Source organism: Microbacterium sp. NPDC060132, assembly GCF_042729675.1.
Classification (GTDB): Bacteria; Actinomycetota; Actinomycetes; order Actinomycetales; family Microbacteriaceae; genus Microbacterium; species Microbacterium sufflavum.
The window spans coordinates 3,003,914-3,022,290 of the sequence record NZ_JBHWXU010000001.1 but is presented as its reverse complement, the minus strand read 5'-3'; the positions used below and the strand labels follow the sequence as shown (position 1 = coordinate 3,022,290).

18 protein-coding genes and 4 tRNA genes are annotated in these 18,377 nt (G+C 70.3%); 13 read left to right on the top strand and 9 right to left on the bottom strand.

Annotated features, from left to right (window positions below; all coding sequences use genetic code 11):
* Positions 1–41 precede the first annotated feature (41 nt).
* Complete coding sequence (locus tag ACFWCH_RS14620; RefSeq protein ID WP_247638817.1) at positions 42–1,007, top strand: TIGR03885 family FMN-dependent LLM class oxidoreductase; 966 nt, start codon at positions 42–44, stop codon at positions 1,005–1,007.
* The gene (locus ACFWCH_RS14615; RefSeq protein WP_378803717.1) at positions 1,004–2,668 is read left to right on the top strand and encodes an alpha-amylase family protein; all 1,665 of its coding nucleotides are present in this window, start codon (positions 1,004–1,006) and stop codon (positions 2,666–2,668) included. Before ACFWCH_RS14620 ends, ACFWCH_RS14615 begins: the two co-directional genes overlap by 4 nt.
* A 27-nt stretch (positions 2,669–2,695) precedes the next feature.
* On the opposite strand, the gene ACFWCH_RS14610 is transcribed toward ACFWCH_RS14615, so the two are convergent.
* Positions 2,696–2,771 (bottom strand) — tRNA-Val (locus ACFWCH_RS14610).
* Positions 2,772–2,922: 151 nt separating this feature from the next.
* On the opposite strand from ACFWCH_RS14610, the gene ACFWCH_RS14605 reads away from it, so the two are divergent.
* The 3 genes from ACFWCH_RS14605 (at position 2,923) to ACFWCH_RS14595 (ending at position 3,219) form a co-directional block, all read left to right on the top strand.
* Positions 2,923–2,995: transfer RNA gene (locus ACFWCH_RS14605), tRNA-Gly, on the top strand.
* A gap of 52 nt (positions 2,996–3,047) precedes the next feature.
* Positions 3,048–3,118 (top strand) — tRNA-Cys (locus ACFWCH_RS14600).
* Between the two features lie 26 nt (positions 3,119–3,144).
* Positions 3,145–3,219: transfer RNA gene (locus ACFWCH_RS14595), tRNA-Val, on the top strand.
* 60 nt (positions 3,220–3,279) lie between these two features.
* Here ACFWCH_RS14595 and ACFWCH_RS14590 read toward each other — a convergent pair.
* Together ACFWCH_RS14590 and ACFWCH_RS14585 are read right to left on the bottom strand one after the other, a co-directional pair.
* A complete protein-coding gene (locus ACFWCH_RS14590; RefSeq protein WP_136036113.1) occupies positions 3,280–3,846 on the bottom strand; it encodes a hypothetical protein in 567 nt (188 codons plus the stop codon).
* 3 nt (positions 3,847–3,849) lie between these two features.
* Positions 3,850–4,998: a zinc-dependent alcohol dehydrogenase gene (locus tag ACFWCH_RS14585; protein ID WP_378803716.1), complete on the bottom strand. Its 1,149-nt coding sequence runs from the start codon at positions 4,996–4,998 to the stop codon at positions 3,850–3,852.
* A gap of 180 nt (positions 4,999–5,178) precedes the next feature.
* Between ACFWCH_RS14585 and ACFWCH_RS14580 the strand changes: the two genes are divergently transcribed.
* The gene (locus tag ACFWCH_RS14580) at positions 5,179–5,679 is read left to right on the top strand and encodes a DUF6098 family protein (RefSeq protein ID WP_240745332.1); all 501 of its coding nucleotides are present in this window, start codon (positions 5,179–5,181) and stop codon (positions 5,677–5,679) included.
* Positions 5,676–6,428, top strand: a complete 753-nt coding sequence (locus ACFWCH_RS14575) for an MBL fold metallo-hydrolase (RefSeq protein WP_378803715.1) — start codon at positions 5,676–5,678, stop codon at positions 6,426–6,428. Before ACFWCH_RS14580 ends, ACFWCH_RS14575 begins: the two co-directional genes overlap by 4 nt.
* A gap of 117 nt (positions 6,429–6,545) precedes the next feature.
* Here the strand turns inward: ACFWCH_RS14575 and ACFWCH_RS14570 are convergent, their stop codons facing one another.
* Both ACFWCH_RS14570 and ACFWCH_RS14565 read right to left on the bottom strand, forming a co-directional pair.
* The gene (locus tag ACFWCH_RS14570; protein WP_378803714.1) at positions 6,546–7,898 is read right to left on the bottom strand and encodes a cryptochrome/photolyase family protein; all 1,353 of its coding nucleotides are present in this window, start codon (positions 7,896–7,898) and stop codon (positions 6,546–6,548) included.
* A complete protein-coding gene (locus tag ACFWCH_RS14565; RefSeq protein ID WP_378803713.1) occupies positions 7,895–8,272 on the bottom strand; it encodes a hypothetical protein in 378 nt (125 codons plus the stop codon). The genes ACFWCH_RS14570 and ACFWCH_RS14565 overlap by 4 nt, the downstream gene beginning before the upstream one ends.
* An 84-nt stretch (positions 8,273–8,356) precedes the next feature.
* On the opposite strand from ACFWCH_RS14565, the gene ACFWCH_RS14560 reads away from it, so the two are divergent.
* The 3 genes from ACFWCH_RS14560 to ACFWCH_RS14550 all read left to right on the top strand — a co-directional run bounded on the left by ACFWCH_RS14560 (position 8,357) and on the right by ACFWCH_RS14550 (position 11,305).
* A complete protein-coding gene (locus ACFWCH_RS14560) occupies positions 8,357–8,716 on the top strand; it encodes a YnfA family protein (protein ID WP_136033613.1) in 360 nt (119 codons plus the stop codon).
* Positions 8,717–8,837: 121 nt separating this feature from the next.
* Positions 8,838–10,763 carry a threonine--tRNA ligase gene (thrS, locus tag ACFWCH_RS14555; protein WP_240744640.1) on the top strand — a complete coding sequence of 642 codons (1,926 nt, stop codon included), beginning with the start codon at positions 8,838–8,840 and terminating at the stop codon, positions 10,761–10,763.
* Positions 10,760–11,305 carry an HIT domain-containing protein gene (locus ACFWCH_RS14550; protein WP_136033617.1) on the top strand — a complete coding sequence of 182 codons (546 nt, stop codon included), beginning with the start codon at positions 10,760–10,762 and terminating at the stop codon, positions 11,303–11,305. The genes thrS and ACFWCH_RS14550 overlap by 4 nt, the downstream gene beginning before the upstream one ends.
* 3 nt (positions 11,306–11,308) lie before the next feature.
* Here the strand turns inward: ACFWCH_RS14550 and pdxY are convergent, their stop codons facing one another.
* Complete coding sequence (pdxY, locus tag ACFWCH_RS14545) at positions 11,309–12,160, bottom strand: pyridoxal kinase PdxY (RefSeq protein WP_206251212.1); 852 nt, start codon at positions 12,158–12,160, stop codon at positions 11,309–11,311.
* A gap of 46 nt (positions 12,161–12,206) precedes the next feature.
* Positions 12,207–13,514: an aminotransferase class I/II-fold pyridoxal phosphate-dependent enzyme gene (locus tag ACFWCH_RS14540; RefSeq protein WP_206251213.1), complete on the bottom strand. Its 1,308-nt coding sequence runs from the start codon at positions 13,512–13,514 to the stop codon at positions 12,207–12,209.
* 90 nt (positions 13,515–13,604) lie between these two features.
* Here ACFWCH_RS14540 and pdxS point away from each other — a divergent pair, with 90 nt between their 5' ends.
* On the top strand, positions 13,605–14,498 hold the full coding sequence (gene pdxS, locus ACFWCH_RS14535; RefSeq protein WP_136033624.1) for a pyridoxal 5'-phosphate synthase lyase subunit PdxS: 894 nt from the start codon (positions 13,605–13,607) through the stop codon (positions 14,496–14,498).
* The gene (pdxT, locus tag ACFWCH_RS14530; RefSeq protein ID WP_378803712.1) at positions 14,488–15,099 is read left to right on the top strand and encodes a pyridoxal 5'-phosphate synthase glutaminase subunit PdxT; all 612 of its coding nucleotides are present in this window, start codon (positions 14,488–14,490) and stop codon (positions 15,097–15,099) included. Before pdxS ends, pdxT begins: the two co-directional genes overlap by 11 nt.
* 15 nt (positions 15,100–15,114) lie before the next feature.
* On the opposite strand, the gene ACFWCH_RS14525 is transcribed toward pdxT, so the two are convergent.
* Positions 15,115–16,038, bottom strand: coding sequence for a phosphotransferase (locus tag ACFWCH_RS14525; RefSeq protein WP_247981703.1), 924 nt, complete (start codon positions 16,036–16,038; stop codon positions 15,115–15,117).
* Positions 16,039–16,099: 61 nt separating this feature from the next.
* On the bottom strand, positions 16,100–17,461 hold the full coding sequence (locus ACFWCH_RS14520; RefSeq protein ID WP_378803711.1) for a pyridoxal phosphate-dependent decarboxylase family protein: 1,362 nt from the start codon (positions 17,459–17,461) through the stop codon (positions 16,100–16,102).
* 125 nt (positions 17,462–17,586) lie between these two features.
* Here ACFWCH_RS14520 and ACFWCH_RS14515 point away from each other — a divergent pair, with 125 nt between their 5' ends.
* Positions 17,587–18,348 carry a YebC/PmpR family DNA-binding transcriptional regulator gene (locus ACFWCH_RS14515; protein WP_136033632.1) on the top strand — a complete coding sequence of 254 codons (762 nt, stop codon included), beginning with the start codon at positions 17,587–17,589 and terminating at the stop codon, positions 18,346–18,348.
* Positions 18,349–18,377: the final 29 nt, after the last annotated feature.

The following is an 18,377-nucleotide window of genomic DNA, read 5'->3' as shown; positions in this document are numbered from 1 at the left end:
AGCACGGCGCCCGGCGCGGTCGGAGTTGCCACACTCGCGATATGGCCTTCATCGGATTCCACGCGTCACACGAGCAGATCCCCCCGAGCGCGCTTCTCGACGCCGTCGTCGCCGCGGAAGCCGCAGGGTTCGACGGCGCGATGTGCTCCGACCATCTCGCGCCGTGGCTGCCGGAGCAGGGCGAGTCGGGATTCGCGCTGAGCTGGATCGCGGCGGCGCTGGCACGCACGAGCTTCTCGATCGGGATGGTGAACGCGCCGGGACAGCGGTATCACCCGGTGGTGATGGCGCAGGCGTTCGCGACGCTGGAGGAGATGTTCCCCTGGCGGTTCTGGGCGGCGCTGGGCAGCGGGGAGGCGATGAACGAGCACGTCACGGGCGACCCGTGGCCGAGCAAGGAGGTCCGCAACCGCCGGCTGCGGGAGAGCGTCGACGTGATCCGCCTGCTGCTGGACGGCGAGGAGGTCACGCACGACGGGCTCGTGCGCGTGCATCGGGCGCGGGTGTGGAGCCGTCCCACGCAGCCGCCGCCCCTGCTCGCAACCGCGGTGAGCGCGGAGACGGCGCGATGGGCGGCATCGTGGGCTCAGGGCCTGGCGACTGTGGCGCAGGAGCCCGCGGCGCTCGCCCGCGTGGTGGACGCGTACCGGTCGGCGGGCGGAGAGGGGCCGTGCGTCCTGCAGGTGCACGTCAGCTGGGCCGATACCGACGCCGAGGCTCTCGACCTCGCCCGCACGCAGTGGCGACAGGGCGTGCTGACGCCGCCACTCGCGTGGAACATCGAGCAGCCGGAGGACTTCGACGCCGCGGTGGGCGCGGTCGACGAGAAGGCGCTGCGGTCGGCGGTACTGGTCGAGCACGATCCCGTGGCGCTCGCGGAGCGGGTCGCCGCACTCGCCGGGATCGGCTTCGACCGCGTGTACCTCCACCACGTCGGACAGGAGCAGTCCGGCTTTCTGGCCGCCGCGGCCGATGCGGTGCTGCCCCGGATGAAGGAGCTGCTGTGAAGATCACCGACACGAGCGACCTCTGGTGGAAGACCGCCGTCGTCTACTGCCTCGACGTGGAGACGTTCCTGGACACGAGCGGCGACGGGGTGGGCGACCTCCGGGGCCTCGCGCAGCGCATCGACTACCTCGCGCAGTTGGGGGTGACGTGCCTGTGGCTCATGCCGTTCTATCCCACCCCCGACCGCGATGACGGCTACGACGTGAGCGACTTCTACGGCGTCGATCCGCGCCTGGGCTCGCACGGCGATCTCGTGGAGGTGATCCGCACGGCGCGCGACCGCGGCATGCGCGTGATCGTCGACCTGGTCATCAACCACACCTCCGATCGGCATCCGTGGTTCCGCGCCGCGATCCGCAGTGTGGACTCGCCGTACCGCGACTACTACGTGTGGCGAGACGACGCACCGCCGAAGGGCCAGAAGAACGCGGTGTTCCCCGGACAGGCCGACGGGATCTGGACGAAGGACGAGAAGTCGGGGCAGTGGTACCAGCACAGCTTCTACGAGCATCAGCCGGATCTGAACGTGGCCAATCCCCGCGTGCGCGACGAGATCGCGAAGGTGATCGGCTTCTGGTTGCAGCTCGGCATCTCCGGGTTCCGGGTCGACGCGGTGCCCTTCTTCCTGGAGATCCCAGTCGGAGCCGACATCCCCGACCCGCACGAACTCCTGCGGGATATGCGCCGCTTCCTCCAGCGACGCTCGAGCGAGGCGATCCTGCTCGGCGAGGTGAACCTGCCGTATGACCAGCAGGTCGAGTACTTCGGCGGCACGGACGGCGACGAACTCACGATGCAGTTCGACTTCGTGGCGATGCAGGCGCTGTACCTGTCGTTGGCGCGGCGCGATCCGGCGCCGCTCATCGAGGCGCTCTCCTCGCGGCCGGCGTTGGGTCCCGAGGTGCAGTGGGCGAACTTCCTGCGCAACCACGACGAGCTCACGCTCGACAAGCTGAGCGACGCCGAGCGCCAGGAGGTGTTCGAGGCGTTCGCCCCGGACGAGCGGCAGCGGGTGTTCGGGCGTGGCATCACCCGCCGTCTGCCCCCGATGCTCGAGGGCGATCCCCGCCGGATCCGCATGGCGTACAGCCTGCTGTTCACGCTCCCCGGGACCCCCGTGCTGTTCTACGGGGAGGAGATCGGGATGGGGGAGAACATCGACATCGCCGGGCGGGAGTCCGTGCGCACCCCCATGCAGTGGTCGGCGGACCGGAACGGCGGGTTCTCGGACGCCGCCCCCTCCCGACTGGTGTCGAAGCCACCCGCAGACGGCTACGCGCCCGAGCACGTGAACGTCGCCGCGCAGCTGGAGGACCGCGGGTCGCTGCTGCACTTCCTCCGCGAGCTCACGTCGCGGTACCGGGTGTCACCGGAGCTGGGCTGGGGCGAGTTCGCGGTGGTCGAGCAGCCGGTGGACGCGCTCCTCGTGCACTCGCTGCGGGCCGCCCTCGGCCGGATGATCGCGGTGCACAACTTCGCCGAGCGTCCAGCCACGACGCGGTTCCGCCTCGCGGATGAACCCGCGGGGACGGCTCTGGTCGACCTGTTGGAGGCGCAGCGCATCACGCTCGACGACGATGGAGCCGTGGAGCTCGAGGTGCCGGCTTACGGCTACCGCTGGCTGCGCGTATCGCGACCGGGAGACGGACGAATCCTCTGAGGGGCAGTGAGCCTGCGAAGGAGAATGTGGTGGGCGATACCGGACTCGAACCGATGACCTCTTCCGTGTGAAGGAAGCGCGCTACCAACTGCGCCAATCGCCCATACCCGCGGGGTACGTCAACCGATACTACCGGACGCTCGGAGCCTCCGATGACCACTCCGCGAGACACGCGCGAGATTCGGTCCGGGTTTGGCAGGCGGGGATTCATCGGCTAATGTTTCATGAGTGCCCGGGACAACCGGGAACGAAATGCGGATGTAGCGCAGTTGGTAGCGCACAACCTTGCCAAGGTTGGGGTCGCGAGTTCGAGTCTCGTCATCCGCTCGAGTGCAGTAGGTCTTCTCGAAGATCGGCAGCACGTGGGGTCAATCCACACGGTGGCGTGGCCGAGCGGCTAGGCACCGGCCTGCAAAGCCGTTTACACGGGTTCGAATCCCGTCGCCACCTCACCTGAAACTGAATAGCCCCAACGGGCGCGATTGGCGCAGCGGTAGCGCGCTTCCCTGACACGGAAGAGGTCACTGGTTCGATCCCAGTATCGCGCACCACCAAAAACCCCCGGGATCCCGGGGGTTTTTCGCGTTTCAGGGAAGCGCTCGACCGTCTGGTCAACCGCGGCGGAACACCGTGCGTACGAGGGAGACCGTCATCACGACGGCGACGACCCAGGGCCCTGCCACGATGATCGGGTCGAGCCAGGTGTGCCGGACGTCGACCCGTCCCCGCCCGAACCGCGAGGTGAGCGGACGGTGCCGCGGCTCCGCGAGGATGCCGGTCTGCGTGATCGGGTTGTCGGGCCGCGGCGTTGCCAGGGATCGCACGTGCGCCCCGACGGCCTCGATGCGGTCGCCGATCACGAGCAGCAGCCAGCGCGTGTTCTTCGTCTCGCTGAAGTGGTCGTAGGCGAAGCGACGCACACTTCCGGAGATGCCGTGCAGCGGTTGCGCCGTACCGAACACCGGAGGCACCATCGCGTGCTCGATGGAGTGTTCCCGTCCCTCCCTGCCGGGCTGCGGATCCGGGCGCGTCCAGTGCGCACCCGTGTCGCCGTAGTCCTCGAGCTGCTGCCACGTGCGGCGGTGCTCGGGGGGAAGGTCGGTGCCCCAGCCCGGGATGCGGTCGCGGAGCTCGTCCGCTGTCGGTGCCAGCGTCGGCTTGTGCGCTTCGTACGGCATGGCTCAGTCCTCTCCGATCGTGATGACGGGTTTGATGCAGTCGTCCAGCTTGCTGGAGAACACGTGGTAGGCCTCGGCGATGTGCTCGAGCGGGAAGCGGTGCGTCAGGAGCTCGCTCGGCCGCACGTGACCAGCCTGGATGTGCTCGAGCAGTCGCGGCCACTGCCGCAGGACCGGTGCCTGATTGCCGCGGATCGTGAGGCCCTTGTTCATCGCGTCGCCGAGACGCACAGCGGACACCAGCGGACCGTACGCGCCGATCAGCGACACCGTGCCGCCCTTGCGCACGGAGTCGATCGCCCAGTTCACGGCGACGGGGGAGCCGCCCTGGAGCTTGAGCTTGGCCGCCGTCACGTGCTGGATGAGGTTGCCGTCCGCCTCCGCACCCACGGCGTCGATCGCCACATCTGCACCCAGGTATCCGGTCGCCTTCTTCATGGCGAGCACGGGGTCGCCGACCTCGCCGATGTGCATCGTCTCGGCGAACGCGAAGTCCCTGGCCTTGTCGAGCCGGTAATCCAGGTGGTCGAGGACGATCACCCGGCCTGCGCCGAGGAACCAGGCCGAGCGGGCGGCGGCCAGACCCACGGGTCCGGCACCGAAGACCGCGACGGTGTCGCCCTCCGCGATGTCGCCGAGCTGCGCGCCGAAGTACCCGGTGGAGAACGCGTCGGTGAGCAGTAGCGCATCCTCCGACGAGAGCCAGTCCGGCACGACGGAGGGTCCCACGTCGGCGAAGGGCACGCGCACGAACTCCGCCTGCCCGCCGTCATAGCCACCCGTCGTGTGGGAGTAGCCGTAGATGCCGCCCACGGCCGTGGCATTGGGGTTCACGTTGTGGCAGTTCGAGAAGAGGCCGCGGGTGCAGAAGTAGCAGGAGCCGCACGCGATGTTGAACGGCACCATCACCCGGACTCCGACCGAGAGGCTCTGCACTGAGGATCCGACCTCGTGTACGACGCCCACGATCTCGTGGCCGAACGTGTGCCCGATCCGGGTGTCCGGCATCATGCCGTGGTACAGGTGCAGATCCGACCCGCAGATCGCGGCGTGCGTCACCCGAACGATCGCGTCGTTGGGGTGCTCGATCCGCGGTTCCGGTTTCTCAGCGACCTGGACCTTGTACGGTCCGCGGTACGTCATGGCGCGCATTGTTCTCTCCTCAGCAGTGCTCGGTGCGGTGGCCCGAAGGTAAGACCGCCGGGTGCGCAACGAGAGCCCGTTGACGGCGAGAGCCAGCCGGAGTAGCTTCACGCGCCCGGGCACGGCAGCCCTTCTCCGAGTGTTGTCAATCCCCGTGCTCCGCCGGCGCCTCCTCCGTACCGTCGGGCCATGTCCGAAACGACGTCGGCGCAGACGTGCACTCCCGCGATCTCGGCCGAGCGTGACCCCGCCACCGGCCTTCGCCGCATCACCCGTCTCGCCCAACTCGCCGCGGTGGTGCGCGCCTACCGCGGCCTGCACGTACGGTACTCCGACGGGCCGGAGGACGACCGGCGCCGTTCCAGCCTCGACTCGGAGAGCGGACTGGAGCTCCCGGGCCTGTCCGTGAACCCCCTCGACGCGGAGCGCTGGTGGACCAGGCCGCTGGAGGACTGGCTTGCGCGGCAGCTGTGCCAGTATCAGCACCTCGCGGAGAAGGACCCGACACGCATCGCCTGGATCCTGCGCGGGGAGATCTGCGGGCGCGGTCCGGATTGCGAACCGCTGCTGCGCGACGTCGAGCCGATCGCGGTCCTTGACGCGTCCGTGCTCGTCGAGGCGCGGGATCGGTACGAGCGGAACTTCGACGCGGGGCGCGGCCCCGCGGACGACGCGGGAGGCGATTCATGAGCGAGCGGAGCGGCTGGTCAGAGGTCGCGCCCGGGTTCTTCCGCCTATCCGTGGCCGACGTGAACTGCTATCTGATGCAGTCCGCCGACGGCATCACGCTCTTCGATGCCGGATTGCCGCGCACCGGGAAGGTGCTGTCGGAACTGCTCGGGCATCTCGGGGCCCGGCGGAGCGACATCGACGCGGTCGTGCTCACCCACGGCCACTTCGACCACGTCGGCACTGCTCGGGCCCTGCAGGGCGACGGCGTGACCGTGGTGGTGCACCCGGGCGATGCGGCACTCGCCCGGCACCCGTACCGCTATCGCCCCGCGACACCACGTCTCCTCTACGTGCTCGGGCACCCCCGGGGCATCCCCGTGATCACTCGCATGGCGGCCGCCGGCGCGCTGACCGTGCGCGGCGTCGAGGCGCAGCCGCAGGTGACGCATGGGCACCCGGTCGACGTGCCCGGTGCTCCGGTCGCGCTGTGGACGCCGGGTCACACCGACGGGCACTGCGCCTACCTGTTCGAGTCGCAGGGCGTGCTGATCGCCGGCGACGCCCTGGTGACCCTCGATCCCTACACGGGAGAGGAGGGCCCGCAGATCGTCGCGAACGCGGCCACCGCCGATCCTGAGGCAGCCATCGACTCCCTCGAGACGCTGGCGGCGACCGGAGCCAGGGTGGTGCTGACCGGCCACGGAGCGCCGGTGCTCGACGGAGTCGGATCCGCGGCGGCTGCGGCTCGTCGCCGCGGGCCACACTGACCGCCGGCCTCGACCTCGCAGCCTCGCCGGAGGTCGGCGCCCTCCCCGCGGCCGTGCGGGGGTGAACGCGGTGGGCGGCTACCGGCTCGCGCGCGGTCTACCCGCCGGTGTCGGTGGTCAGCGCCGCGCGGAGCCCGCGGCGCGCTTGACCTCGTCGTACGCCGCGAGTGCCACCTTGCGCGTCTCGCCCAGGTCGACGATCGGCGCGGTCGGGGCATCGGCGGCCCACCGCGTGACATATTCTCCGTCCCCGTCGAACTTCTTCGCCTGCAGCTCCGGGTTGAAGACGCGGAAGTACGGGGCCGCATCCGCACCCGATCCCGCGACCCACTGCCAGTTGAAGGCGTTGTTGGCGCCGTCTGCATCGACCAGCGTGTCCCAGAACCACTCCTCGCCGAGCCGCCAGTCGATCAGCAGGTTCTTGATGAGGAAGGACGCGGTCACCATCCGCACCCGGTTGTGCATGTATCCGGTGTGCCACAGCTCGCGCATCCCCGCGTCGACGAGGGGGATCCCGGTCTCGCCGTGCTGCCAGGCATCCAGCTGCCGCGGGTCGAGTCCCGGCCAGGGGAACGCATCGAACTCGGGCCGGAGGTTCTTCGTCGCCAGATCGGGGAAGTGGTAGAGCGTGTGCCAGGCGAACTCGCGCCAGCCGAGCTCGGACAGGAACCGTGCCGAGCCCTCGACCCGGGTCGCCTCGGCCCACACGGTGAACGGGCTCAGCTCGCCCCAGCGCAGCCGGGGGGAGAGCAGGGAGGTCGCGCCGGCGGCCGGCGCGTCCCTGGCCGCGTCGTACGCCGGGAGATCGTGGTCGAGGAAGTGTCGCAGCCGCCGTCGTGCTGCCGGCTCGCCCGGCTCCCAGGTGTCGCGGAGCCCGCCCGCCCAATCCGGTGTCGTGGGCAGCAGTTCCCAGTCGCCCGGGGCATCGGAGCGCGGCGGTCGCGCCACTCCGTCGAGTTCGCGCGGCTCCGGCAGGGGAGCACGGGGCGCGGGCAGTGCGCGGCAGGCGCGCCAGAACGGGGTGAAGACGGAGTAGTGCGTGCCGCTGCCCGTGGTGACGGTCCACGGCTCGTGCAGCAGGGAGCCCGCGAACGACTCCACCGTCAGGCCCTGATCGCGCAGCGAGCTCTTCAGCGCCGCGTCGATCTCCCGCTCCGGTCGCCCGTATCGACGGTTCCAGTAGACGGCGCCCGCCCCGCTCTCCGTGACGACCTCGCGCACCACGCGCTCGGCCGGGCCGCGCCGCAGCACGAGCCGGGCGCCCTTCTCGCGCAGCCGCTCGTCGAGGGAGGCCAGCGAGTGATGCAGCCACCACTTCGCGGCACCTCCGAGCGGGCGGATCCCCGGCGACTCCTCGTCGAGCACGAACAGCGCGATCACGGGCGCGTCCCGATCCATCGCGGCACGCAGCGCCGGATGGTCGGCGAGGCGGAGGTCGTCGCGGAACCAGATGATCGAGGGGGAGGTCATCGCGTCGCCCACAGAGCCCAGGCGATCAGGGCCGGTTGCAGGAAGAGACGGCCGAACCGACGCGCGTCCGTGTCGAGCCCCGGAGTGGAGCGGCCGGTGCGCCACTGATGCCAGTTGCCGGGGAAGACCGTGGCGAAGAACCCCGCCGTCGCCCAGCCGATCCGGCGGCGCTCCCGCGGCAGCGCGATCAGCCCCGCGGCGAGCGCGACCTCGACGGCGCCCGACGCGATCACGATGGCATCCTTGTCCATCCGCGTCGCCTCGGTCGCCCAGTCGGGCACCACCACCCGGAAGCCGCGCGTCTGCGTGAAGTGCAGCACGCCGACGGCGCCGAGGGCGAGAGCGAGGATCCAGCGGGCGATCGTCCGGGTCATGGGGCCACGCTACCGTCCGGTCCGACGGTTGCGGCGCCCCGTCGTTCGCGAAGCCGTCCTCGTGTGTCCTGACACACTGAGGTGGTGACCGTCTTCCGCATCGTCGTGCTGTTCGTCCTCGCCGCCGTCGCCGAGATCGGCGGTGCCTGGCTCATCTGGCAGGCCGTCAAGGAGGACCGCGGTTGGCTTTTCGCGGTCCTGGGGGTCATGGCGCTGGGGGCGTACGGCTTCGTCGCGGCGCTCCAGCCCGACGCGAACTTCGGCAGGGTGCTCGCCGCGTACGGTGGGATCTTCATCGCCGGATCCCTCGCCTGGGGCATCATCGTCGACGGTTTCCGTCCCACGGTCTGGGACTGGGTCGGGTCGGCGGTCGCGCTCGTGGGCGCGGCGATCATCATCCTCGCCCCGGCGGCCGCGTCCTCCTCGGCCGAGCCGGTGGCCTGACGGTCGGCGGCCCCCGGCCATACGAGTAGCCTAGATCCAGACCCAGATGGAGTGATCAGTGCCTGAAAACGCCCAGCCGACCGACGGCTTCGCCCTGTTCTCTGACCGAAACGTCGTCGCGATGCGCGTCAACGGCGAGCTCAAGGACCTCGCCACGACCCTGACCGGCACCGAGCAGGTCGAGCCGGTCACGATCGACAGCCCCGACGGCCTGAACATCCTGCGCCACTCGGCCGCGCACGTGCTCGCGCAGGCCGTGCAGCGCATCAACCCGCAGGCGAACCTCGGCATCGGCCCGCCCATCACCGACGGGTTCTACTACGACTTCGGCGTCGACACCCCGTTCACGCCGGAGGACATCAAGGCCATCACGAAGGAGATGCAGCGCATCGTCCGCGAGGGCCAGCGCTTCGTGCGTCGTGTCGTGACCGATGACGAGGCGCGCGCGGAGCTCGCCGACGAGCCGTTCAAGCTCGAGCTGATCGGGCTCAAGGGCGGCAAGGAGGCGGCCGAGGGCGCGTCGGTCGAGGTGGGCGAGGGCGAGCTCACGATCTACGACAACACGACCCGCGACGGCGAGGTCGTCTGGAAGGACCTCTGCCGCGGGCCACATCTGCCCAACACGCGCATGATCGGCAACGGCTGGGACCTCACGCGCATCGCCGCCGCGTACTGGCGCGGCAGCGAGAAGAACCCGCAGCTGCAGCGCATCTACGGCACCGCCTGGCCCACGAAGGACGAGCTGCGCGCGTACCAGCACCGGCTGGAGGAGGCCGCCAAGCGCGACCACCGGCGACTCGGCAAGGAGCTCGACCTGTTCTCCTTCCCCGAGGAGATCGGGTCGGGCCTGAGCGTCTGGCATCCGCGCGGCGGCGTGGTGCGCGGCGAGATGGAGCAGCACGCGCGCAAGCGGCACATCGAGGGCGGCTATACCTACGTGTACACGCCGCACATCTCCAAGGAAGACCTCTTCCTCACCTCGAACCACCTCGTCACCTACAAGGACGGCATGTTCCCGCCCATCGTCATGGACGAGGAGCGCGACGAGAACGGCGAGATCACCAAGCAGGGCCAGGACTACTACCTGAAGCCCATGAACTGCCCGATGCACATCCTCATCTACAAGGAGCGCGCGCGCAGCTATCGCGACCTCCCGCTGCGGTTCGCGGAGAACGGCACGGTCTACCGCAACGAACTCTCCGGGGCCCTGCACGGCCTCACGCGGGTGCGCGGCTTCACGCAGGACGACTCGCACCTGTTCGTCACACCCGAGCAGCTGGAGGAGGAGGTCGGCAAGGTCCTCGAGTTCATCCTCTCGATGCTCCGCGACTTCGGCCTCACCGACTTCGAGCTCGAGCTGTCGATGAAGGACGACGAGAAGTCGAAGTGGATCGGTTCGGACGAGTTCTGGGAGTCGTCCACCGACGCCCTGCGCCGCGTGGCCGTGGCCTCCGGTCTCAAGCTCACCGAGGTGCCGGGCGAGGCGGCGTTCTACGGGCCCAAGATCGACCTGAAGACGCGCGATGCGATCGGCCGTACGTGGCAGCTGTCCACGGTGCAGGTCGACCCCAACCTGCCCGAGCGCTTCGACCTCGAGTTCATGGACAAGGACGGCCAGAAGAAGCGTCCGATCATGATCCACCGGGCGCTGTTCGGCTCGATCGAGCGGTTCTTCGCGATCCTCCTCGAGCACTATGCGGGCGACTTCCCGGTGTGGCTCTCGCCGGTACAGGTCGTGGGGATCCCGGTCGCGGACGACTTCGCCGACTATCTGGGTGAGGTGATCGACACGCTCCGCTCCCGCGGTGTGCGTGCCGAGCTCGACACCTCCGACGACCGCATGCAGAAGAAGATCCGCACGCACACGACCGGCAAGGTCCCGCTGCTGCTGATCGCCGGGGAGCAGGACCGGGCCGCCGGCACCGTCTCCTTCCGCTACCGCGACGGCTCGCAGGAGAACGGCGTGCCGATCGCGCAGGCGGTCGACCGCATCCGCGCTGCCATCGACAGCCACGCCCTGGTGCAGACGGCCGGGGACCTGGCATGACCGAGGGGGAGCAGTCGCTGGAGGATGCAGGTCGCCTCGCCGGCGTGCCCGACGAGTTCCAGCGGCTGTGGACCCCCCACCGGATGGCCTACATCCAGGCGGGACCGGAGCCCCTGCGCGAGGAGTGCCCGTTCTGCGAGGCGCCGAAGTACCCCGACGCCGAGCGGCTCATCGTGGCACGGGGCACGACCGCGTACGTGCTGCTGAACCTGTTCCCGTACAACTCGGGGCACCTGCTGGTGTGCCCGTACCGTCACATCGCGACGTACGACCAGGCGAGTCCGGAAGAGGTGGCCGAGATCGGCGCGCTCACCCAGACGGCCATGCGGGTGCTGCGCGAGGTCTCCGGATGCGACGGCTTCAACCTGGGCATGAACCAGGGGGCGGTGGCGGGAGCCGGCGTGGACGCGCATCTGCATCAGCACGTGGTGCCGCGGTGGCGCTCCGACGCGAACTTCTTCCCGATCATCGCGAAGACGAAGGCGCTCCCGCAGCTCCTCGGCGAAGTGCGGGAGGCCGTCGCCCACGCGTGGCCGGAGTGACCGTCAGCGCACCTGCCGTGCGGTGAACTGCATGCGCGGGTGCGCGTAGAACTCCTGCGCCTCGATGAGCTGCAGCTCGCGCTCGCCCGAGTCGAGCGTCGCCTGCAGCAGGTCGTACACGCTGGAGGCGGTGCGCTCGAGCGCGGTCCTGGCGCTGCCGGTCTCGACGTAGTGCGCCGTGAACAGGGCGGCGGTCACGTCACCGGAGCCGTTCGCCTTCATGGGGAGGTGCGGCGTCTGGACGAGCCAGGCACCGTCGCCGTCGACCGCGAGCATCTCGATGGTCCCCTCCTCGCGGTCGGGCCGCTCGACGCTCGTCACGAGCACCGTGCGGGGGCCCATGGCGCGGGCGAGGTCGACCGAGGCGAGCGTGGACTCGAGCGTGTCGGGTTCGGTCTCGGTGAGGAACCCGAGCTCGAACTGGTTGGGGGTGATGATGTCCGCCACCGGGACGACGCGCTCGCGCAGAAGGATCGGGATCGCGGGGGCGACGAAGCAGCCCGATTTCGCGTTGCCCATGACCGGGTCGCACGCGTAGACCGCGTCGGGGTTGGCGGCCTTGACGCGCGCGACCGCATCGATGATCACGTCACCGATGCCCTCGCCTCCCTGGTAGCCGCTCAGGACGGCGTCGATCTGCCCGAACACTCCGCGGTCCTCGATGCCGGTGATGACCTCGCGCACGTCGGCGGGGTCGATCAGCGGTCCGCGCCAGGCGCCGTAGCCGGTGTGGTTGGAGAAGTTCACGGTGTAGACGGGCAGCACCTCGACGCCGATGCGCTGCAGCGGGAACACCGCGGCGGAGTTGCCCACGTGCCCGTACGCCACGGCGGACTGGATGGAGAGGATCTTCATGAACGAGCGCTTTCGGTCAGGGCGGGCCGGTGCCCGCGACGGGTGGTCATCGCGCGGCCGCGACGAGGTCGGCGACGAGCGTGTCGGCTTCCGCGTCGGTGAGGTCGTGGACGGTGAGACGGAGGTGGTGGGACGGATCGGCGCGGTCGTCGAGGGAGAACTCGTCACCCGTGCGGGCGAGCCACCCCCGCCGCATCAGGTGCTCGGCGACCTCGCGCGCGGGCCGGGGGAGTCGCACCCAGAGGCTCAGCCCGTCGGGCGCGGCGGCGTCGATGCCGTGCGCGCGCAGGCGTGCCGCGAACGCGGCGTTGCGCTCCGCGTAGTGCGCACCGGCGGTCGCGACGGTGGTCATCGCATCCTCGTCGGTCAGCTGTGCCAGGGCGAGGCGCTGCAGCAGGTGGCTCACCCAGGTGGTGCCCGGGCTGAGTCGCATCGCGAGACGTTCCGCGGTGTCGGGGTCGGTCGCCGCGATCGCGAGGCACATGTCGGGTCCGAGGAACTTCGACACCGAGCGCACGAGGGCGAAGCGCCGATGGTCCTCGCTGATCAAGGACTCGTACGGGCGCTGCGACAGCAGCGAGAAGTGGTCGTCCTCGATGATCAGGACGTACGGGTGATCGGCGAGGACACCGCGCAGCTCGGCGGCGCGCTGGGCCGTGAGACCCACGCCGGTGGGGTTCTGCGCCCGCGGTGTGCAGATCACGGCCCGAACGCCGGCGTCGAGAGCCGCCCGCAGTCCGTCGACCGTCATTCCCTGGTCGTCGACGGGGACCGGGACGGCCCGATAGCCGCCGAGCCGCACCGTGTGGATGCTGGCGAGGAAGCACGGATCCTCGAGCGCCACGGCGTCGTCGCGCATGAGGGCTTGGGCGAGCAGCCGCTCCACCGCATCGACCGCTCCGCTCGTCACAGTGATCCGGAAGTCCGCGTCCGGGAGGTCGGCCGCCATCCACCGGCGCGCCCACTCCTCCAGCCCCGGGTCGATCACGGGTTCGCCGTAGAGCACGGGACGGCTCGCGATCGTCATCAGCGCGGCCGACGGGTCGGGGATGCGCGCGGGGTCGGGGTTGCCGGTGCCGATGTCGCGGAGCACGGTGTCGGCCGCGTAGCCCTCCTGTGCCACGGCCTCGATCCCCGCGACCGTGGTGCCGGCGCGTCCGCGCGACAGGACGAGTCCCGCCTGGGCGAGCTGGCGGTACGCGGCGACGGCGGTGTTGCGGTTGACGCCGAGGGTGGCGGCGAGCTCGCGCACCGGCGGGAGGAGGGCTCCGGGAAGCAGGATCCCGCGGTCGCGCAGGGCGCGCACGCTGTCGGCGATCTCCGCCGCGGTGCTGCCTGTGATCCGGTCGCTCATGATCCTCCTCCGCGATTCTAGGTGGGATCGGACAGTGCTACGTTTGATCTAGATCAAACCCGATTACGGATCATCCGACAGGAGCTCCCCATGTCCGAGCAGAACACCACCGGATCGTCGCGCGTCAAGCGCGGTCTCGCCGAGATGCTCAAGGGCGGCGTCATCATGGACGTCGTGACCGCCGAGCAGGCGAAGATCGCCGAGGACGCGGGCGCCGTCGCCGTCATGGCGCTCGAGCGCGTGCCGGCCGACATCCGCGCGCAGGGCGGCGTCTCGCGCATGAGCGACCCGGACATGATCGACAGCATCATCGATGCCGTGTCGATCCCGGTGATGGCGAAGGCGCGCATCGGTCACTTCGTCGAGGCGCAGGTGCTGCAGGAGCTCGGTGTCGACTACATCGACGAGTCCGAGGTGCTCTCGCCGGCCGACTACGTGAACCACATCGACAAGTTCGGCTTCACGGTGCCCTTCGTGTGCGGCGCCACGAACCTCGGCGAAGCGCTGCGACGCATCAACGAGGGGGCGGCGATGATCCGCTCGAAGGGCGAGGCCGGAACGGGCGACGTGTCCGAGGCGATGAAGCACATCCGCAAGATCCGCGGGGAGATCGCTGCGCTCACGGCTCTCCCGAAGGACGAGCTGTTCGTCGCCGCGAAGGAGCTGCAGGCGCCGTACGAGCTGGTCGCCGAGATCGCCGAGACGGGCACGCTCCCCGTCGTGCTGTTCGTGGCCGGCGGCGTCGCGACCCCCGCGGACGCCGCGATGATGATGCAGCTCGGGGCGGACGGCGTGTTCGTCGGCTCCGGCATCTTCAAGTCGGGCAACCCCGCCGAGCGCGCGAAGGCGATCGTGAAGGCCACGACGTTCTTCGACGACCCGAAGGTGATCGCCGAGGTGTCCCGCGGGCTCGGCGAGGCGATGGTCGGCATCAACGTCAGCGACCTGCCGGCGCCGCACCGGCTCGCCGAGCGTGGCTGGTAGCCCGCGGGTCGGCGTGCTCGCGCTGCAGGGCGATGTGCGCGAGCACGCCGCCCTGCTCGCCCGTCTCGGCGCCCAGGTGGAGCTCGTCCGGCGCCCGGAGGAGCTCGCCGCCGTGAACGGCCTGGTGATCCCGGGTGGCGAGTCCACCGTGATCGACAAGCTGTCGCGCACGTTCGGGATGCAGGAGCCGATCCGCGACGCGATCGCCGCCGGGCTCCCGGTGCTCGGCACGTGCGCGGGGTTGATCATGCTGGCCGACACGGTCGTCGACGCGATCGAGGGCCAGCAGTCGTTCGGAGGGCTCGACGCGGTGGTCAGGCGGAACGCGTTCGGCCGTCAGGTGGAGTCGTTCGAGGCGCAGCTCGACGTGGCGGCCTTCGGTGCACCGCCGGTGTCGGCGGCGTTCATCCGCGGACCGGTCGTCGAGTCGATCGGTCCTCGTGCGACCCCGCTCGCGGCGCTACCGGACGGCCGCGTGGTGGCGGTGGAGCAGGGAGCGCTGCTGGGCCTGAGCTTCCACCCGGAGATCTCCGGCGAGACCCGCTTCCACGAGCGCTTCCTCGCCCGCGTCGAAGGCGGCCACTCCGTCGCCGCCGCCTGACCGCCGGAGGCGTCGTCACACCAGGGCGGCCAGCCACCGCAGCGCGGGACCGGCTTGCGCCCGCTGGAAGGCGCGCAAGCCGGGGAGCTGCGGAATCTCCGGCCTGCTCTGTTCGGCCCAGAGGTACGAGGCGAAGCCCGCGATGACCGGCAGCAGGTCCCTCGGAGGGGGAGCGCCGTGCTCCTCGAACACCGGGTAGGCCTGCGTGCAGGTCGGTCCGCCGCTCGCCTCGATGCTCGGCAGCACGCAGGGGAGGTCGACCCATGCGGCCCCGCGGCGCGCATGCGGCCAGTCGAGCAGGTGGGCGCGACCGTCGGCGATGAGGATGTTGTCGGCCCGGACGTCGTCGTGGACGAGGACATCTCCGCGCACGGCCCCCGCGAACTCCGCCTCCAGTTCACGCAGTCGGGGCAGCGAATCCCGGACCGACGGGGGCAGAGCGCCGCGGAGGTCGGGGGTGGCGGCGATCTCCTGCCAGCGCGTGAAACCCGGCACCATGCTCTCGTCCGCGGCCGTCAGGGTTCTCGGTGCCGGCGTGGTGCCGACGACGGCGAGGGCGTCCGCCACCGCGTGCAGGTCATCCGCTGTCCACGGGCGCCCCGGATGGCGGCCGTCGATCGCCTCGACGACCAGCACGGCACCGATGTCGTCCTGCACCGTCCCCAGCACTCGGGGCGCGACGCCCGAGGGGAGGGTCGACAGCGTGACGATCTCCTGGCGGAGCAGGCGCACCGAGTCGGCGTGCCAGTCCGCGCCCGCGGCCTTCACGAAAGCCCGACCGCCGGTCGTGACCACGGTGCCCGCGTACGTGGCGCTGAAGCCGCCGTGCGCGGGGGCGTCGGAGATGTACTCTCCGCCGATCACGTCCAGCGCCGCGGCGCGGAGGCTCTCGGGCAGGGAGGTCCACGCGGGGCGGAGGCGGTCGGCTCCTGCGGTCACACCCTGCTCCTCTCGCGCGCGATCAACGGCGGCCTCGACCGTAGCAGGCGGGCGAGTCGGGTCAGGGGAGAAGGGCACGGATGGCGTGCACCGTGCGGTCGATGTCGTCCGCGGTCGTCGCCCACGACGACATCGAGCAGCGCAGCGCGGCTCGCCCCCGCCATTCCGCTCCGGTGACGACGGCCGTGCCGTCGACCAGGATCGCGGCACCGAGCTCGCGGGTCGCCTCGTCCGTGTCGAGCCGGAACATCACCTGGGTGTAGTCGACGTCGTTGATCACCTCGATCGCGTCGAGGCCGCGCAGGCCGGAGGCCATGCGTACGGCGTTGTCGTGGAGGCGGTCGACGAGATCCGCGACCCCGGAACGCCCGAGGCTGCGCAACGCCGCGTACGCCGGCACCCCGCGGGCGCGGCGCGACAGCTCCGGCGTCACATCCCACGGGTCGAGGCCGGAGTACACGAGGTAGTCGCCGCCGGTGCGGAACGCCGCGATCGAATCGGCGGGATCGCGGACGATCGCCATGCCGCAGTCGTACGGCACGTTCAGCGTCTTGTGTGCGTCGGTCGCCCAGGAGTCCGCGTCCTCCATGCCGGCGGTCAGATGTCGCAGCGCGGGGGAGGCGGCCGCCCACAGACCGAAGGCGCCGTCCACGTGCACCCAGGCGCCGTGTCGGCGTGCGATCGCGATCAGCGCGCGGAAATCGTCGAACGCTCCGGTATGGACCTCTCCCGCCTGCAGGCACACGATGAGCGGGCCGGATCCGCCGTCGAGGACGCGCTCGAGCTCGGCGGGGTGCATCCTGCCCTGCGCGTCGGCATCCACCACGTCGACCTCGGCGCGACCGATCCCGAGGAACCGTGCCGCGCGGTCGATCGATCCATGACGATCGGCACCCACCACGAACCGCACCGGCGGCGCGGAGCGCAGTCCCCGTTCGGCGAGGTCCCACCCCGCCCGCGCGAGGACGGCGTTCCGTGCGGACGCGAGGCACGTGAAGTTCGCGAGCTGACCGCCCGTGACGAAGCCGACGCTGCTCGCGGACGGGAGGCCGAGCAGCTCGAGCAGCCACTGTCCTGCCACCCGCTCCATCGCGACGGTCGCCGGGGTGAGCAGGGAGGAGCCGGAGTTCTGATCCCACGCGGACACGAGCCAGTCTGCGGCGAGAGCGGCCGGATGAGTGCCGCCGATCACGAATCCGAAGAACCGTCCCCCGGGGATGGCCACGAGTCCGGGCTCGGCCTTAGCCGCGATGTCCTCGACAACGGCCGCGGGGTCCTCCGCCCGCTCCGGGAGAGGCGTGCCGAACACCTGCAGCATCTCGTCGAGGCTCGCGCGCGGCCACACCGGTCGATCGTCGAGGGTGCCCAGGAACGCCTCGGCTCGACGGTGAGCGGCGTCGAGAGCACGCTCCCGGTCGCCCATGCGGTCAGTCTCCCACCGCCGCAGCGCCCCGACAAGGCACTGTGCCGCCGGGTGTTCCGCGGTGTTCCTTTAGAATGGACGACGCCCTGGACACGCGCCGGGGCCCTGACGACGAGCGGAGACTTATGTCCGGGCATTCCAAGTGGGCCACGACCAAGCACAAGAAGGCCGTCATCGACGCGCGCCGTGCCAAGTCCTGGGCCAAGCTCATCAAGAACATCGAGGTCGCGGCCAAGCTCGGCGGCGCCGACCTGCAGGGCAACCCGACCCTGTTCGACGCGGTCCTCAAGGCCAAGAAGACGTCCGTCCCGAAGGACAACATCGACCGGGCCATCAAGCGCGGTGCGGGCATCGGCGGCGAGGCCGTCGAATACACCTCGATCATGTACGAGGGCTACGGCCCCAACGGTGTGGCGCTCATGATCGAGTGTCTGACCGACAACAAGAACCGTGCCGCCGCCGAGGTGCGCACCGCGCTGAGCCGCAACGGGGGCACGCTCGCCGACCCCGGCAGCGTCGCGTACAACTTCAGTCGCAAGGGCGTCATCGTGGTCGGGTCGGAGGGCACGACCGAGGACGACGTGATGATGGCCGCGCTCGAGGCGGGGGCCGAGGAGATCGAGCCGCACGCCGAGGGCTTCGAGGTCATCACCGAGGCGAGCGACCTGGTCGCCGTGCGCAGTGCGCTGCAGGAGGCGGGCATCGAGTACGAGTCGGCCGACGTCGAGTTCGTGCCGAACCTCAAGGTCGAGATCGACGCCGACACGGCCCGCAAGGTGTTCCGACTGATCGACGCGCTGGAGGACAGCGAGGACGTGCAGAACGTCTTCAGCAACTTCGACCTGTCGGCCGAGGTCCAGGCGGAGCTCGAGAACGACGACGCGTAGGCGCGGCTGACCTCGACGGGCACGTTCCG

What these genes read in the sequence shown, in the direction of transcription:
- ACFWCH_RS14620 (WP_247638817.1), top strand. Translation starts at nt 42, where the DNA reads ATGGCCTTCATCGGATTCCACGCGTCACACGAGCAGATCCCCCCGAGC.
- ACFWCH_RS14590 (WP_136036113.1), bottom strand. Translation starts at nt 3,846, where the DNA reads ATGCCGTACGAAGCGCACAAGCCGACGCTGGCACCGACAGCGGACGAG.
- ACFWCH_RS14585 (WP_378803716.1), bottom strand. Translation starts at nt 4,998, where the DNA reads ATGCGCGCCATGACGTACCGCGGACCGTACAAGGTCCAGGTCGCTGAG.
- ACFWCH_RS14580 (WP_240745332.1), top strand. Translation starts at nt 5,179, where the DNA reads ATGTCCGAAACGACGTCGGCGCAGACGTGCACTCCCGCGATCTCGGCC.
- ACFWCH_RS14575 (WP_378803715.1), top strand. Translation starts at nt 5,676, where the DNA reads ATGAGCGAGCGGAGCGGCTGGTCAGAGGTCGCGCCCGGGTTCTTCCGC.
- ACFWCH_RS14570 (WP_378803714.1), bottom strand. Translation starts at nt 7,898, where the DNA reads ATGACCTCCCCCTCGATCATCTGGTTCCGCGACGACCTCCGCCTCGCC.
- ACFWCH_RS14565 (WP_378803713.1), bottom strand. Translation starts at nt 8,272, where the DNA reads ATGACCCGGACGATCGCCCGCTGGATCCTCGCTCTCGCCCTCGGCGCC.
- thrS (WP_240744640.1), top strand. Translation starts at nt 8,838, where the DNA reads ATGCGCGTCAACGGCGAGCTCAAGGACCTCGCCACGACCCTGACCGGC.
- ACFWCH_RS14550 (WP_136033617.1), top strand. Translation starts at nt 10,760, where the DNA reads ATGACCGAGGGGGAGCAGTCGCTGGAGGATGCAGGTCGCCTCGCCGGC.
- pdxY (WP_206251212.1), bottom strand. Translation starts at nt 12,160, where the DNA reads ATGAAGATCCTCTCCATCCAGTCCGCCGTGGCGTACGGGCACGTGGGC.
- ACFWCH_RS14540 (WP_206251213.1), bottom strand. Translation starts at nt 13,514, where the DNA reads ATGAGCGACCGGATCACAGGCAGCACCGCGGCGGAGATCGCCGACAGC.
- pdxS (WP_136033624.1), top strand. Translation starts at nt 13,605, where the DNA reads ATGTCCGAGCAGAACACCACCGGATCGTCGCGCGTCAAGCGCGGTCTC.
- ACFWCH_RS14520 (WP_378803711.1), bottom strand. Translation starts at nt 17,461, where the DNA reads ATGGGCGACCGGGAGCGTGCTCTCGACGCCGCTCACCGTCGAGCCGAG.
- ACFWCH_RS14515 (WP_136033632.1), top strand. Translation starts at nt 17,587, where the DNA reads ATGTCCGGGCATTCCAAGTGGGCCACGACCAAGCACAAGAAGGCCGTC.